The 15,574-nt window shown below is 73.6% G+C and carries 12 protein-coding genes and 1 riboswitch; of the genes, 5 read left to right on the top strand and 7 right to left on the bottom strand.

Annotation, left to right across the window (positions count from 1 at the left end; genetic code table 11):
- Positions 1 to 510: 510 nt before the first annotated feature.
- The gene (locus IF01_RS0136105) at positions 511 to 1,305 is read left to right on the top strand and encodes a (2Fe-2S)-binding protein (protein ID WP_030397862.1); all 795 of its coding nucleotides are present in this window, start codon (positions 511 to 513) and stop codon (positions 1,303 to 1,305) included.
- 69 nt (positions 1,306 to 1,374) lie between these two features.
- On the opposite strand, the gene IF01_RS0136110 is transcribed toward IF01_RS0136105, so the two are convergent.
- The 6 genes from IF01_RS0136110 to IF01_RS0136135 form a co-directional block, all read right to left on the bottom strand.
- Positions 1,375 to 2,355, bottom strand: coding sequence for an NHL repeat-containing protein (locus IF01_RS0136110; RefSeq protein WP_244215728.1), 981 nt, complete (start codon positions 2,353 to 2,355; stop codon positions 1,375 to 1,377).
- Positions 2,356 to 2,612: 257 nt separating this feature from the next.
- Complete coding sequence (locus tag IF01_RS0136115; RefSeq protein WP_051756886.1) at positions 2,613 to 3,782, bottom strand: hypothetical protein; 1,170 nt, start codon at positions 3,780 to 3,782, stop codon at positions 2,613 to 2,615.
- Between the two features lie 163 nt (positions 3,783 to 3,945).
- A complete protein-coding gene (locus IF01_RS0136120) occupies positions 3,946 to 5,607 on the bottom strand; it encodes an alpha-amylase family glycosyl hydrolase (RefSeq protein WP_030397865.1) in 1,662 nt (553 codons plus the stop codon).
- Between the two features lie 247 nt (positions 5,608 to 5,854).
- A complete protein-coding gene (locus IF01_RS0136125) occupies positions 5,855 to 6,481 on the bottom strand; it encodes a bifunctional 4-hydroxy-2-oxoglutarate aldolase/2-dehydro-3-deoxy-phosphogluconate aldolase (RefSeq protein ID WP_030397866.1) in 627 nt (208 codons plus the stop codon).
- A gap of 277 nt (positions 6,482 to 6,758) precedes the next feature.
- Positions 6,759 to 8,474, bottom strand: a complete 1,716-nt coding sequence (locus IF01_RS0136130) for an N-acyl-D-amino-acid deacylase family protein (protein ID WP_030397867.1) — start codon at positions 8,472 to 8,474, stop codon at positions 6,759 to 6,761.
- Entirely contained in the window at positions 8,474 to 9,880 is a 1,407-nt protein-coding gene (locus IF01_RS0136135) for an alanine racemase (protein WP_244215729.1), read from the bottom strand. Before IF01_RS0136135 ends, IF01_RS0136130 begins: the two co-directional genes overlap by 1 nt.
- A 179-nt stretch (positions 9,881 to 10,059) precedes the next feature.
- Between IF01_RS0136135 and IF01_RS0136140 the strand changes: the two genes are divergently transcribed.
- The 4 genes from IF01_RS0136140 to IF01_RS0136155 all read left to right on the top strand — a co-directional run bounded on the left by IF01_RS0136140 (position 10,060) and on the right by IF01_RS0136155 (position 13,974).
- Positions 10,060 to 11,433: a sugar kinase gene (locus tag IF01_RS0136140; protein WP_078880610.1), complete on the top strand. Its 1,374-nt coding sequence runs from the start codon at positions 10,060 to 10,062 to the stop codon at positions 11,431 to 11,433.
- Positions 11,430 to 12,179: an IclR family transcriptional regulator gene (locus IF01_RS0136145; RefSeq protein ID WP_030397870.1), complete on the top strand. Its 750-nt coding sequence runs from the start codon at positions 11,430 to 11,432 to the stop codon at positions 12,177 to 12,179. The genes IF01_RS0136140 and IF01_RS0136145 overlap by 4 nt, the downstream gene beginning before the upstream one ends.
- Before the next feature lie 195 nt (positions 12,180 to 12,374).
- Positions 12,375 to 12,791 carry a RidA family protein gene (locus tag IF01_RS0136150; RefSeq protein WP_030397871.1) on the top strand — a complete coding sequence of 139 codons (417 nt, stop codon included), beginning with the start codon at positions 12,375 to 12,377 and terminating at the stop codon, positions 12,789 to 12,791.
- Between the two features lie 460 nt (positions 12,792 to 13,251).
- A complete protein-coding gene (locus IF01_RS0136155) occupies positions 13,252 to 13,974 on the top strand; it encodes a DUF2470 domain-containing protein (RefSeq protein WP_051756888.1) in 723 nt (240 codons plus the stop codon).
- A 260-nt stretch (positions 13,975 to 14,234) separates the two neighbouring features.
- Here IF01_RS0136155 and IF01_RS51235 read toward each other — a convergent pair whose 3' ends face one another.
- Positions 14,235 to 15,293, bottom strand: a complete 1,059-nt coding sequence (locus IF01_RS51235; RefSeq protein WP_030397873.1) for a M23 family metallopeptidase — start codon at positions 15,291 to 15,293, stop codon at positions 14,235 to 14,237.
- A 3-nt stretch (positions 15,294 to 15,296) separates the two neighbouring features.
- Positions 15,297 to 15,462: riboswitch (cyclic di-AMP (ydaO/yuaA leader) on the bottom strand.
- Positions 15,463 to 15,574: the final 112 nt, after the last annotated feature.

Consider the following 15,574-nt stretch of genomic DNA (forward strand, 5'->3'; position numbering starts at 1 on the left):
TCCGAGCCTAAGGTCGCGGCTGCCGACCGACTGTCGGCCCCGAGCCGGGCCAACTCCTCCCGACGAGAGCCGAATCCACCACAAGCAAGGTCAAACTCGCTCGTCCGAGGGAGGTACGAGCTCCGGAAAGGGGGGATGTTGGTCCGTGACCGAACAGAGAGCCGGACGGGCTCGAACAGGACTCAGGAGAGGACGCTCCCATGCGCTTCCGCATCATCGCCACGACCGCCACGGCCACCCCGGCCGACTCCTACGGGCCTTCGGGGTGCCCGTCCGGGACCACCGGGGCGCGGTACCGTTCTTCGGGACCAGCACCGGTACCTCCTCGGCCGTCGCACCGGACCGAACCGCCGCCGCGCACCGGTGCCACCACCATTCGCTCCAACTCGCCGCACGGATCCGGAGAACCAACCCGATGCCCACCCGCAACCGTCCGTCCCCCGGCCCCGTGCGGGCACGCCTCGCCCCGTCCCCCGCCGCCGGCCGCACCGCGACGACGGCCTGCCGCCGATGAGCGTCGCATCCGGCCTCGGACGGCTCGCCGGCGTCGGCCCGTACTTCGCGCTGGACACGGCCGAGACACCCGGGCAGGGCCCGCCGCCGGGCTTCCGACCGCTGCGGGAGTTCTACGCCCCGGGCCAGGGCAGCCTGTTGGCGGGCCGGGTTCGGGAGGTCGGCCGGAGGCTCGGCACGACCGAGGCACGGGTCGCGGCCTCGATCCTGCACCTGGGCCTGGCCTCCAGGTTCTGCTCGGTGGGCCTCGGCGCCGCCGTGCTGCTCGGCGAAGTGCCCGACCTGACTCCCGATGAAGCGTGGGTCCGCATCCCCGAACAGGGGCCGATCGACCTCTGGGCGCCCTACCCGCCCACGTCGACGGCAGGGCCCACCTCGGAGGACGCGGGCAGGTCGGCCGATCCGGCTGAGCTCGCCGACCGGTTCCGCCGGACCGTCGTCGAGGGTCAGCTGACGGAGCTTGCGGCAGCCGTCCGCTCCACGGTCCCGCTCTCCGAGGGGCTGCTGCGGGGGAACGCGGCCTCGGCCCTGGCCGGTGCCCTGCGCATGCTGGAGGCCCACATCGCGCAGGCGGCCCGCGACGGAGCCTCCGCGGATCCGGGGCTGGCCCGGCTCCTGGTCGCCCGCGCGCTCGACCACCCGCCTCTGGCCGGCACCGGAACCCTGACCGTCGGCGGCGCTCGGAGCGGCACCGGGTTCCGACGCACCAGCTGTTGCCTCTACTACCGGATCGGTCCGCAGGCGGGCGTCTGCGGTGACTGCTGCTTCACCCGTCCACCCCGCCGCCCCTGAGCAGGAAGGAGCCCACGAGAGGGCCGCAGGCCCGGCCCGCCCGGCGGCCCCACGCGCAGTCCCGGCGCCCTACCGCTCCAGCGTCGCGGCCAGCAGGTTGGGATCGCTCCTCGAGTAGAAGGCCGCACTCGGCACGTACACCCGGTCGCCCCGGATCCCGACCGAGGTCGGGTTGGAGAGACCGTCCGAGGCGTCGAGAACGGTGTGCCGAGTACCGTCACCACGGAGGTAGACGGCCTCGCTGGAGGTGTTGAGCGCCGCGATCAGCTCGTCACCGATCCCGACGAAGGCGAAGTCGTCGAGCCCTGCGAGCCCGTCGGCGCGGACCTCGACCGGGCCGGCGGAGCCGTCCGGACCGATCGGGATGCGCAGTAGCGAGCCAGTGTCGGTGTTGCCGACCCAGACCGCGCCACGGTGCACCTTCAGGCCATTGGCACCGAAAGCGACGGTGGGCTTGAGGCGGGCATCGTCGGACCAGACCACCGGAGCGCCGCCGGCCGTCGGCACGACCCGGACCAGGCCGAGCGCCGAGTCGGCGGAGTACAGCACGCCGGCGCGCTCGTCCAGCGCGAGGCCGTTGGGCAGGCTGTTCGCGGGGAGGGCGGCGATGCGCTCCGGCTCACCGCCGGGGCAGAGCCTCCAGATCCCGGTGAGGTCCTCGGTACCGGTGGCATAAGCGAAGTACAGCGTGCCGTCGTGGGCGCGGGCCAGGCCCGAGACGGCCGCGGCGCCGATGACCGGGGTCGCGGGGTGTGCGGGTACGGGCATGCTGGCAAGGACGGTGAGCCGCCCGGCGCGGTCGAGGTGGACGACCTGGCGGGCGAAGGAGAGGGTGAGGTCCACGGAGCCGTCGGGTTCGACGGCGATGTTCTCGGGCTGGCGGCCCTGGGACAGATCGAAGTGGGCGACGATCCGGGGCTGCGAGAGCGGTGGCGCGACGGCGACGGCCGGGGTCGCGGCGAGCAGCGCCAAGGCGATGGCGGTGGCCGGCACCGCTGCCAGCACCCGGTCGGCAAGAGCGCTACGGGCAGGTCGGAAGGGGCGAGGCACGGTGGTACTCCTCGGGGACGGCGAACGGACGGGGCGACGTCCCCCGTCGGCAGAGCACGCCCGATCCTGCCATCCGGGAGGCAGCGGGCTGTGCCGCCACGCAGATCACCCGATCCACCACGCCGGGGCGGCGGCGCGCGTTCCGCCGGCCGGGGCCCGCAACCGGCTTGTCCAGGGCCGGTCGCGGGCCACCTGTCCCCACCCGGAGTCGATGCCCCTCGCACCGGGTGAAGTTCTCCCGCCGAGTTGACGGACAATCAGATCGCGACCGCCGACTCCTCCATCTCCTCCTCGGCACCGGGCCCCTCTCCGGGCGACGAGTCGGCAGCGCGCGCCACACCGGCCGCCCCGGCCGACCCGGCTGAGCCGACCCACCCGGCCGTACCGCCGCCACCTTCGGCAGCCCCCGCGCCGACCGCACTCGACGCCACGGCCCGGCCGCGCCGTTCGTACCGCGCGGCTCCGACCACGAGCACACCGGCGGCCGCCAACCACAGCACCAACGTCAGGAGATGACCGCCGAAGCCGGCACCGCCATCGAAGTACAGCAGACTGCGGGCGCCCTCCAGGAAGCCCGCACCGGCCCAGCAGGAGTGCAGCCCGGCGAAGAAGCCGTTCTGGAGCTCCGGCCGGTACACACCGCCGGAACTGGTGAAGTTCAGCATCACGAACAGCACCATCATCGCCAGCGTGGTCCACCGCTTGAGGAAGGTGTGGAGACCGATGCCGATCCCGATCACCCCGGCCGAGTAGAGCCAGCCCAGCGCCCAGATCCCGGCCAGGTCGTGGTCCACCACATGGAAGACCGGCCCTGCGGTGAGAATTCCGATCACGCTCACCGCCAAGGACACACCCACCCCGACCAGCACCCGGATCCGCATGGCCAGCGCCGCACCCGCCGCGCCGATCACCGCGACGCTGCCGTAGGAACCGATGCTGAGCGCGACCAGCAGGAAGAACAGGCCCTGACCGGTGGGATCGCCCTCGCTCGGGGTGGTGAGGTCCGTGACGGCCAGGGGGACGCCCTGCTGTGCGGTCACGCGCTGGAAGACCTTCTCGGCCGCCATCGCCGAGGTGTCCGAGTTGGCCTTGGCGACCAGGAGTTCGGGGTGGCTGGCGTCGGGGAGGAAGGCGCCGACCAGGTCCCGGTCCAGCAGTCCCTGTTCGGCGGCGGCCCGGTCCGGCAGCGTGCTCACGTCCAGCGCGTCTCCCGCCCTGCTCTGCACCGCTCCGGCCAGCGCCCGCGCCTCCGGGGTGACGCCGACAACGGCGACCTTCAGATGGTGCGGCTCGGGCTGGTGGAAGGCGCCCTGGTACGCGAGCGCCATGCCGAGGCACATCAGCAGCGGGGTGAGCAGGTGGAACGCCAGGTGCTTGAGCGAGTGCCCCACGGCGGGCGCTGCGGCTGTGGTCCGGGGTGTGCTCATGAAGTTCGGTCCGTCCTCCGGCGGTCGCCAGTGAAAGGTGGGCATGAAAGATGGTAAATGCAACCATCTGGATGCAGTGTACAACCACTTCGGGGGCGGGCCGAAGCCCGCCCCCGATCAGCCCACGCCTCGCAGGGCTGCGGCGTCGGCAGCGCCGGGACCGTCACCCCAGGTCGAAGACCCCGTACGAGAAGCCGTCCGCCCGCAGCTCACCCGCCGCTCCGATCCGCACACCCTGGGCCTCCAGCGGGGTGACCCCGCCAGCCCGGCCCGCCCTGCCCACCCGGTCGGCCCCACCGGACACGTCGGACGCACCGGACGCACCGACACCGTCCAGCAGCCCGTCGAGCGGGAGAACCGCCGGTTCCCGCCGCGGGTTGATCACCACCAGGTACCGCCCGGCCCGGGTGTACACCAGCGGGTACCCGGCGTGCCGCACCTCCAGCGAGCCCCGCGCCCCCAGCCCCGGGTGCTTGCGGCGCAGTGCGATCAGCCGCCGCACGGTGTGCAGCAGCGAGGTCGGGTCGGCCCGTTGGCCGGCGACATCCGGCCTGCGCGGGTCCGGATCCACCGGGAGGTAGAGCCGCTCCGCCGGGGCGGCCGAGAAGCCCGCGTTCGGACCGGGTGCCCACTGCATCGGCGTGCGCGAGCCGGCCCGGTTGTACGTCGGGCCGAGCACGCTGCCCTCGACGTCGGGGAGGTCCGGCACATAGCGCATGCCGATCTCGTCGCCGTAGTACACCGCGGGCAGGGTGGGCCAGGTCAGCACCAGGGCGAAGGCCGGGGCGAGTTGCTCGGCGGTGCGCGGACCGGTCGCCAGCCGGGAGAAGTCGTGATTGGCGGTGGGGAGGGCGATGTGCCCGGCGCCCTCGGTCAGTTGGGACGCCGAGCGCCAGGCGTCCAGGAACACCTGGGGCGTGCCGCGCCCCTCGGCCTCGAAGTAGCACGGGCCCTGCTTCCAGAACTCCTCCACCGTCCCGGCGTTGTTGTTCCAGAGCGAGCGCAGCGGCAGTCCGTGGTCCGTGCCGCCGAACTGGAGCAGGAAGTCCGCGTGGAAGCCCGCGGCGACGGCGGCTGCCGGGTCGCCCCATTCGGCGAACAGCGCGGCCTGCGGGTGGTCGCGGTCGAGCCAGTCGCGCAGTTCGGTCCAGAGCTTGCCCGTCTCGGCGAAGCCCGGGTCGTCCTTGACCAGGGAGGACGCCATGTCGACCCGGAAGCCGGCCAGCCCCAGGTCCAGCCAGTGCGCCATGATCCCGCGCAACGCGGCGCGGTTGGCCCGGGGGCCCTCGGCGTCGACGGGCTGGCGCCAGGGCTGTTCCGGATCCTCGCGCCCGTAGCCGAAGTTGAGTGCGGGCTGGCACTCGAAGAAGTTCGGCCGGTACCACCCGGCCCGGCCGCCCGGGGAGGCGACGAAGCCGTCCACCGGCCGGTCGGACCAGATGTAGCGGTGGTCGGACGGATCCTCGGCCGAGGCCCGGAACCAGGGGTGCTGGTCGGAGGTGTGGCCGGCGACCAGGTCCAGCAGGATCCGGATGCCCTTGCGGCGCGCCGCCTCGACCAGTGCGGCGAGGTCGTCGGCCGTGCCGTAGCGCGGGGCGGGTGCGAGGTAGTCGGTGACGTCGTAACCCGCGTCACGGAAGGGCGAGGCGAAGCACGGGTTCAGCCAGACCGTGTCCACGCCCAGCCAGGCGAGGTGGTCGAGGTGCTCGGTGATGCCCGCGAAGTCGCCGATGCCGTCGCCGTCGGAGTCGGCGAAGGTCTGGGGGTAGATCTGGTACAGCACGGCGTCGGTCAGCCAGTCGGGGCCGGGGCGGGTCGAGGTCATGGGTGGGATCCTCCTGCCGGGTGCCGGGGGGCTACCGATTCTCGTCGAATCCCCGTCGCCCCAACAGTCCGGCTCGGCCACTCCCGGACCGGCGCGGGACTCCTGGAAGGAGCCCCCGCCCATGCCGCGCGCCCTCCCGAGCCCCTCCCACTCCTTCGCGCCCCACGATCGACGCCCGCCGTGCGGGGCATGCCGCCCCGCAGGGCGTCGCAACATCGGCCACGGTGCTCGCCCCCGCTCGCCCCCGTTACCGGAGCGCGCAGGCCTCCGTGAACGCCCGGGCCCGACGGGTGATCTCCGCCCAGTCCCCGGCCGCGACGACCTCCGGCGGCACCACGTCCGTCCCGGCACAGACGGCGAGTGCCCCGTGCGCCAGGAACTCCGCCGCGTTGCCCGCGTTGACACCGCCGGAGGCGACCAGCGGGACATCGGGGTACGGGCCCCGCAGATCCTTGAAGTAGCCGGGGCCGAACGCCCGGGCCGGGAAGATCTTCACCGCCGCGGCACCGAGATCCACCGCCTGGGCCACCTCGGTCGCGGTGAGGGCGCCGAGGATCACCGGGACTCCCGCCGCGTGCGCGGCATCCGCCACCTCGGGTCGCAAACCGGGCGTGACCAGGAAGGACGCCCCGGCAGTGAGCCCCTGCTCGGCCTGCTGGGCGGTGAGCACCGTTCCGACCCCGACCCGGTGGCCGGCCTGTGCCGCCCGGTGCAGGTGGGTTGTCACATCGGGTGTGGTGAAGGTGAATTCGGTCCAGGTGATTCCGCCCTCGGCGAGCGCGGCGCAGAGTGCGGCGGCGTCCGGTATCCGTGGCGCACGGACGACCGCGACCACCGGCGAGGCGGCGAGCGCGGCCCGCGCCGCTGCCGCCATGGCGGCAGCGGAGGGCGTGCGGCTCCCGGAGCCCGGGCTCCCGGCACTCGGACCCGCCGACTCCCGATCCACGAAACCCTCTTCGACCGGCCTCGGACCGACTGAACTCGAATTCACGGCGTTCGCTTCCATTCCACTCGGATTCGCTTGGCACCCTGATTCACCAGGCACCCTGATCTACGGGAACCGGCCCCACCGCCACCGCTCCCACCGACGCCGGCCCCACCGCCACACCTGCACCCGCACCCGCCGGGCTCGGCTCCACAGCACGCGGCCGTCATACCGCCTCCGCCCCGCGCCCCGTCCGGCGCAGCGCCCGACCGGGCCGCGCGCCCGTGGTGCGGCCCTGCTCCACCACGGCCACGCCGTTCACATAGACGTGTTCCACACCGACTGCGGGCCGCCTCGGCTGCTCGAACGTCGCGCCGTCCTGGACCTTTTCGGGGTCGAAGAGGACCAGGTCGGCGTGGAAACCGGGGGCGATCCGCCCACGCCGGTGCAGCCGCAACCGGGCCGCGGGCCGACCGGTCATCCGGGCGACCGCCTCCTCCAGTGTGAGCACGCCGGAGTCGCGGACGTACCGGGCCAGGTAGCGGGGGAAGGTGCCCCAGGCCCGCGGGTGCGGGCGGGCGCCGACCAACAGCCCGTCGCTGCCGACGGTGTGCACGCGGTGGCGCATGATCGCCCGGACGTTCGCCTCGTGGCCGACGTGCTGGAGGATAGTGGTGGCCAACTCGTCCCGGAGCAGCAGGTCGAGGAAGACCTCCGTGCCGCTCCGGCCCTGCTCGGCGGCGAGTTCGGCGACGGTCCGGCCGACCGCGTCGGCGAGTTCGGGGGCCCGGACGCCGGAGAGCTGGATGGTGCTCCAGTCGGTGACCACACCGTGGCAGCCGTCGCTGCCCTTCTCCTCCACCTCGTACCGGATCCGCTCGCGCGCGGCGGGGTCGCCGAGCCGCGCCAGGGTGGCCTGCGGTCCGCCCTCGGTGGCCCAACTGGGCAGCAGGGCGGCCAGGGTGGTGGATCCGGGCAGGTAGGGGTAACTGTCCAGGGTGAGGTCCACACCGTCGTCGAGGGCCTGGTCGAGCAGGGCCAGCAGTTCTCCGGCGCGGCCCTCGTTGACACCGAAGTTCATGGTGGCGTGGGTGAGGTGGAGCGGGCAGCCGGACCGCCGGGCGATCTCGACCATCTCCGCGTATCCCTCCAACGCCCCGGCCCCGTAGGAGCGTTGGTGGGGGGCGTGGAATCCTCCGAAGCCGGCGACGACCCTGCAGAGTTCGACCAGTTCGGCGGTTCCGGCGTACATCCCGGGGGTGTACGTCAGGCCGCTCGACATCCCGACCGCGCCTTCGACCAGCCCCTGCGCCAACAGCTCGCGCATCCGGTCGAGTTCGGCGGCGCTCGGGGCCCGGTTCTCCCAGCCCATGGCGAGCATGCGCAGCGAGCCGTGCGGCACCAGGTAGCAGGCGTTGACGGCGGGGCCGGTCCGGTCCAGCCGGTCCAGATAGCCGCCGACGGTGCGCCAGTCCCAGTCCAGGTCGTCCGGGTCGCCGTTCCAGCCGGCGATCTGGCGGCGGAGCGCGGGCAGGGTGGTGTCGTCGACCGGCGCGTAGGAGAGGCCGTCCTGGCCGAGGACCTCGCAGGTCACGCCCTGGGTGACCTTGGCCGGGTGCTCCGGTTCGCGGAGCAGCGCGAGGTCGGAGTGGGCGTGCATGTCGATGAACCCGGGCGCCAGGACCAGCCCGTCCGCGTCGACCGTCCGCGCCGCGCCCGCACCCGACCGGCCCACGCCACCGGCACCCGACCGGCCCGCACCCGCACCCGCACCCGCACCCGACGCCACCGTCCTACCCGACGCCACCGTCCCGCCCGGCGCCCCGACCTCGACGATCACCCCGCCGGCGATCCGGACGTCCGCCCGGAACCGTCCCGCTCCCGTGCCGTCCACCACCGTGGCACCACGGAACAGCACGCTCCCACCGGCCCTGGCGCTCATCAGAAGAACGTCCTGACCAGCCCGGTCACCTTCGGCTCGGCCGCCGAGGCATCGTCCAGCACCGGGATCAGCGTCCACTTGTCGAAGGCGGTGCACGGGTGCGAGATGCCCAGCCGCAGCACCGCGCCGACCGGCGCGAGGTCGCCCGCGTCCCGGAGGAACGCGTGCTGGTCGTTGAGCGCGGTGATCCGCGCCGCCGTGCCCGTCAACTCCGCCCCGCCCCGCACCAGATGCGGTTCCGGAAGGCCCTCGTCGAACGGCAGGTCGCGCTTGCCCGCGTCCAGCAGCGCCAACTGCGGCTCCGGCCGGGAGACCACTCGGGCCCACCCGTGCAGCGCCCCGCGCAGTGCCCGGCCACCACCGGCCCCCGGCTCCGCCGCGCCCCGGGCGAGCGGCGAGATCCCCCGGTAGAAGCCGTCGTCGTGCGCGAGGTACGCACCCGAGCGCAGCACCACGAAGGCCTCCGGCAGCGCAGCCAACTCCTCGGCCACCAGGTCGAAGTAGGCACTGCCACCGGCCGTGACCACGGGCGCGGCGTCCTCGGCGTACCGACCGGCCAGCCGCCCGTGCAGCTCGGCCAGCGACCGCAGGTACCCGCGCACGGTACCGAGCCCGCCCTCGCTCGCGTCGTGCGCCAACGCACCCTCGTACCCGCCGATGCCGGCCAGCCGGAGGGTCGGCGCACGGCGGACGGCATCCGCGATCTCCACCGCCCCGTCGACGGTGCGCGCGCCGGTGCGGCCGCCGGGGCCGCCGAGTTCGAGCAGTACCTCGACCCGACGCTCGGCACCGGCCGCGCGCAGTGCCTCGTCCATCAGCCGGACGCTCTCCACCGAGTCGACCCAGCAGGTGAAGGCGAAGTCGGCGTCGGCGGCGAGCTCGCCCGCCAGCCAGCGCAGGCCGGCCGGGTCGAGCAGGGAGTTGGCGAGCAGCAGCCGGCGCACACCGAAGGCGCGGGCGACCCGGAGCTGCGGCAGGTTGGCGAGGGTGATGCCGTGGCTGCCCGCGTCCAGCTGCGCCTTCCAGAGCGCGGGGGCCATGGTGGTCTTGCCGTGCGGAGCGAGCGCCATGCCGGCGTCCGCGCACCAGCGGGCCATGGTGCGCAGGTTGTGGTCGAGCGCGCCCTCGTCGAGTGTGAGCAGCGGGGTGCCGAGGTCGGACAGGGTGGGTCCGGTGGCCAGATACTGGCGGACGGTCAGGCCGTCGGCGGCCGACGGCAGCGCCTTGAACCGCCAGTCGAGCACCTCCTCGGCGAGTGCCGCCACCGCACCCGCGTCGATGCCCGAACCGCCACCGCCGGGCTCACCACCGAGCCCACCATCGGGCCCACCGCTGCCGCTGCCACCACTACCGCCGCTGCCACTTCCGCCGCCGTCGCTGCCACTGCTCGCGAAGGTCTGGTCCACCGTCTTCCTCCATCTGCCATGTTGCAACATGTGCAATGAGGGTTGCACATGCTGGCAACACGGTTCTAGCATCGGCGCCGGACGAAGGTCAACGACAGCCGCCCGCCGCACGCGGGTCAGCCAGGCTCGCCGCAGCACCCCCACCCCGGCCGGCCGCAGTACTCCGAGGAGCCCAGCAGATGCCACGCCAGGACGCCGCCGCGAGCGAGGCCACCCCGTCGCCCGGCGATCCGACGGCCGCACCGCCCCGCACACCGGCCACCCCGGAGCCGTCCCCGACACCGCCCCTGCCCCACACCGCGCCCCACACCCCGCCCCGGACACAGCCCCGGACACAGCCGCCGACACCCGCCACGCCCCCCACCCCCCTGGCCGTCTGCGTGGGCGAGTCGATGGCCGTACTCCTCCCCGACCGCGCGGGCCCGCTGGAGTCCGTGGAGAACTTCCGGCTCGCCGTCGGCGGCGCCGAGTCCAACGTGGCCGGCGCCCTGGCCGCCCTCGGCGTGCCGAGCGCCTGGATCAGCCGGGTCGGCGACGACGGCTTCGGCCGCCGCCTGCTCGGCGAACTGACCGCCCGCGGGGTGGACGTCTCCGCCGTCGCGGTCGACCCGCACCGCCCGACCGGCGTCTACCTCAAGGAGGTCGGCGGCACCACCGGCGACCGCCACGACCTCGGCCCGGGGCGCAGCCGGCTGCACTACCACCGGCGCGGTTCGGCGGCGGCCGCCCTCTCCCCCGAGTTGCTGGACGACCCGACTGCCGCCCGCCTGCTGGCCGGGGCCCGGTTGCTCCACCTGTCCGGCATCACGGCCGCGCTCTCCGACGACTGCCTCGCCCTGCTCCGCGCACTGCTGGCGGAACGCCGCTCCGACCGCCTGGTCAGCTTCGACCTCAACTGGCGTCCGGCGCTCTGGCGCGACCGCGACCTCTCGGTGCTGCCGCCCCTGCTGGACGCGGCCGACCTGCTCCTGCTCGGCTCGGACGAGGCCGAGGCCGCCTTCGGCACCGGGGAGCCGCACGCCCTGCGCCGCCTCTTCCCGTCGCCGGCCACCGTCGTGGTCAAGGACGCGGCCCGGCTGGTCACCGCGATCGGGCGCGACGGCACCACCGTCGCCGAACCGGCGCTGACGGTCGAGGTGGTCGAGGCGACCGGCGCGGGCGACGCGTTCGCCGCCGGCTACCTGGCCGGTACCGTGCGCGGCCTCGACCAGCGGCGCCGCCTGCGACTGGGCCATCTGAGCGCGGCCTGCGCGCTGACCAGCCACGGGGACCAGGGCGAGCTTCCGCCCGAATCGGTGGTCGGCGCCCTGCTCGACGCCTCACCCGAGGCCTGGGCGGCCACCCGGGTGTCGGCGGATGGCATCGTGTCCCCAGCGCTCCCCGCAGCGCCCACCAGCACATACGCCTTCCCCACCGACCCACCCACCCCGTCGCCCGCCTCTTCCCGCACCGCCGCATCCGCCTCCCCCACCGACCGCTCCGCGCCCGTTCCACCAGGGGGCGGTGCCCCCGACCCTCGACCGGCCGCCACCCCGGCCCTTGGAGCGCCATGAGCCAGACCGTCACCCGCGCCCTGCGCATCCTCGCCGAACTCGGTGAGGGCGAGCGCTCCCTGGACCAGTTGGCCGAGGTGCTCGGTGTGCACAAGACGACCGTGCTCCGGCTGCTCCAGAGCCTCGAAGAGGAACGATTCGTCTACCGCGACGCCGGATACCGCTACCACCTGGGCGCCGGTCTGTTCGCACTCTCGGGGCTCGCCCTGGAACAGCGCGGGGTCCGCCGGATCGCCGCGCCGTACCTCGCCGAACTGAACGCCGGCACCGGCCAGACCGTGCACCTGGCCGCTTACGAGGGCGGCGAGGTGGTCTACATCGACAAGTACGACTCCCGGCACCCGGTGCGGATGTACTCGCGGATCGGCCTCCGGGCCGCCCTGCACAGCGCCGCGGTGTCCAAGGTGCTGCTCGCCGACCTGCCCACGCCCGAACGGCGGCGGGTGGTGGCGGGCATCGACTTCACCCCGCACACCGCGCGCACCCTCACCACACCCGAGGCGCTGCTGGCCGAGCTGGAGAAGGTCGCCGCCCAGGGCTGGGCGCAGGACCACGCCGAGCACGAGGCGTTCATCAACTGCGTGGCCGCGCCGATCCGCGACGCCAGCGGCCGAGTGGTCGCCGCCGCCTCGATCTCCGTCCCGGACGTCGTGCTCCCCTACGAGCAGGTGTTGGAGTTGCTGCCCCAACTTCTCGCCACCGCAAGGGCGATCTCCGCCGACTGCGGCCAGCCCCCGCGCCACTGACGACCACAGCACCCCCGACGACCACCGCACCACCACCGCACCACCACCGCACCACCACCGCACCACCACCGCACCACCACCGCACCACCACCGCACCACCACCGCACGATCTCACCACTGCACCACCTCACCACCTCACCACTGCACGACCGCACGACCCACAACCCACCTCCCCCGCACAGGAAGTGAGCACGCATGAGCACCCGGAACGACAAGACCGAGATCCGCACCGACGGCGCCCCCGCCCCGGCCTGGATGTTCTCCCAGGGCGTCCGCAAGGGCCCGATCCTCCAGGTGTCGGGCCAGGGCCCGCAGGACCCCGCCACCGGCGAGTACCTCCACCACGGCGATGTGAAGGCACAGACCCGCCGCACCCTGGAGAACGTCAAGGCGATCGTCGAGGCGGGCGGCGCGACCGTCGAGGACGTGGTGATGTTCCGCGTGTACCTCACCAAGCGCGCCGACTTCCCGCTGATGAACGAGGTCTACGCCGAGTTCATCGAGGAGAACATCCCTGCCGGCGGCGTGAAGCCGTGCCGGACCACGATCTTCTGCGAACTCCCGCAGGAGCCGATGCTGGTGGAGATCGACGCCCAGGCGGTCGTCGTCTGACCCGCACGCACCGTCCACCCCGGAAGGGCCCCGACCTCGGCACTCAGGCCGAGTCGGGGCCCTTCAGCATGTCCGGCCCCGCCACATCGCCATCCGGCCGCCACCCCATCAAAAGCAAGGCAAGGCTCGCCTAACCAACAGACCGATTCGTTCACTATTGACCCCGGACCCTCGGCCCGCATCCGCACATCGTCGAGATTTCCGGGCCCGCCGGCACCGACCTGATCGATAGTCTGCTGACTGCCGCCACTTCGGCGCCCCTCGCCCCGACGGCGGGCGGCACAGGCCCACCTACCTCGACAGCACCATCCCCACCAGGAGCCCCCGGACTCCGAGCCGGAGCCCTGCACGCACTCCCGGTGCGCCCCACCCTCGCGACACCTTGCCCTCACCCCCTCAATTCATTAGGTTAGGCTCACCTAACTAAAAGGTCAGCTCGTCCGCCGGAGGTCCCGATCCCATGAGCCCGCACCCGCAGCACGATGCCGAGATTCCCGAGCCCACCGCCGCCGAACGGATCGGCAGCCTGCTGACCGCCACCTCCTCGGTGGTCCTCCGCGCCGGCGGCGAGCAGCACGAACTCTCCACCCCCGTCTCGGTGCACGGCTCCCGGCTCCGGCTGCACGCGCCGCTCGACTCCCCGGTGACCTCCGCCGCCGCCCGCGAGCAGGACGGCCTCGCCGTCGTGCTCGACCTCACCGACATCGCCCCGGTGGCCGTCCGCGACCGGGTCCGCGGGCGTCTCACCCTGGCCGGCCGGCTCCACCTCGCCCACCTCGCCGACGACGGCCTCAGCGTGCACCTGCGCCTGGACGTCGCGCACGCCGTGCTCTCGACCCCGTACGGCACCACCGCGATCACCGGCGCCGACCTCGCGGCGGCGGCCCCCGACCCGCTGGCCCGCTACGAGGCCGGACTTCTCACCCACCTCGCCGACGACCACCCCGACGCGCTCGCCGTGCTCACCCGGCTGCTCGACCCGGCGCTGCTCACCGACCGTCCCGACGTCCGTCCGCTCGCGCTCGACCGGTACGGCCTGGTGCTCCGCCTGGACCACCCGCACGGCCACCGCGACGTCCGCCTCGTCTTCCTCGAACCGGCCCGCGACGCCGACGAGTTCGGCCACCGGGTGCACCAACTGCTGTCCGCCGCCGAGCAGGAGCCGGCCGCCCACAGTTCCTGAACCCACCGGAAGCAGAACCGGGCTACCCCGAACCAACTCTGAAGCCTGATCAACTCCGCCGCAGCGGACCCCGGGCACGACGACGGCCGGCCCGGCCCACGAGAAGTCTCGTGAGCCGGGCCGGCCGGCAGGACGGGCGTGTCCCGCGCCCGTCGATCCACTCGGATGCGGCGTCCACCCGGTCCAGCGGTCACCCGACATGACCATTCCGGGAGGTCGTTTCGCCCCGCATCCGGCGGAGGCAGATGATCCGACCGAGGTCAGATCGCGACGCCGTGCGCCCGCAGGTAGGCGATCGGGTCGATGTCCGAGCCGTACTCCGAGCCGGTGCGGATCTCGAAGTGCAGGTGCGGGCCGGTCACATTGCCGGTCGCACCGGAGAGGCCGATCTGCTGGCCGGCGGTGACGGTCTGACCGATGGACACACCGATCGAGGACAGGTGCGCGTACTCGGCGTACTTGCCGTCGGCGAGCTTGATCTCGACCTCGTTGCCGTAGGCGCCGCCGTTGCCGGCCTTCACCACGGTGCCGGCCGCGACCGCGCGCAGCGGGGTGCCGGTGGCAGCGACGAAGTCGGCGCCGGTGTGGTGGCCGGAGGCCCACATCGAGCCGGCCACGCCGTAGGCGGTGCCGAGCTTCGGGTTGGCCAGCGGGGCGAAGAAGCCGGAGGTGGCGGCGACCGGAGCCGCGGTGGCCGGCTTCGCGACCGGGGCGACGACGGCCTGAACGGCGGGCTGGGGGGCAGGCTTGGCGGCGGGCTTGGCGGCCGGGGCCGCCGGCTTCGCGGCCGGAGCGGCCGGCTTCACCGAGTCCTGCGAGGTCTGCGCCTTGGCCGCGGGGGCGGCCGGCTTGGCGGCCTCGGCCGGGGCGGCGGGCTTCGCGGCCTCGGCGGCCTTGGCGCCGAGCGCGAGGTGCTGACCCGGGAAGATGAGGTTCGGGTTGGCGCCGATGACCGAGCGGTTGTGCTCGAACAGCGCCTTCCAGCCACCCTCGACGTTCTTCGCGTCGGCGATCTTCGACAGGGTGTCCCCGCCGACGACCTTGTAGTCGACCGGGGCGGCCGGAGCGGCCTCGGCGGCGGGAGCGGCGGCGGCAGCCGGGGCGGCCGGGGCGTTCTCGGCAGCGGCCGGCGCGGCGTCGACGCTGGCGGCGCCGGTCCAGGTGCTGGTCTGCTGCGAGTGGCCGGCGGCCGGGGCCTCGTGCGCCTGGGCGGTGACGGTGGTCACCAGCGGGAGGGCGAAGGCGGCGCCGGTGACGGCGGTGGCGATGCCGATGCGGACGGCGCGGGGCATGGCGATACGACGAGCCTGTGCGGGCATGGAAGCTGTCCTCTCCGACGCCTGCGAGGTGAGCTGTCGGGTTCGGGCTGGAGTTGCCCGGCCGCAGAGAAATGCGGCTTCACCCCAAGCCGGACCGTCAATTCGGGTCCGGCGACTTACCTGTGGGTCCCCCGCTCCTGCCGTACAGAGTTCGTTGCGAACCACCGGGCAGCGGCAGGACTAGGCGTTCCACCCGGTGGCCACCCGGGCTGACGCCGGGCGGTCGCTGAACTAAAACCCATCCGTTCGGGTGAAGCAATGTCGATCTCCGGAGCCCGGGA

It is taken from the genome of Kitasatospora purpeofusca (genome assembly GCF_000718025.1).
Lineage (GTDB): Bacteria > Actinomycetota > Actinomycetes > Streptomycetales > Streptomycetaceae > Kitasatospora > Kitasatospora purpeofusca.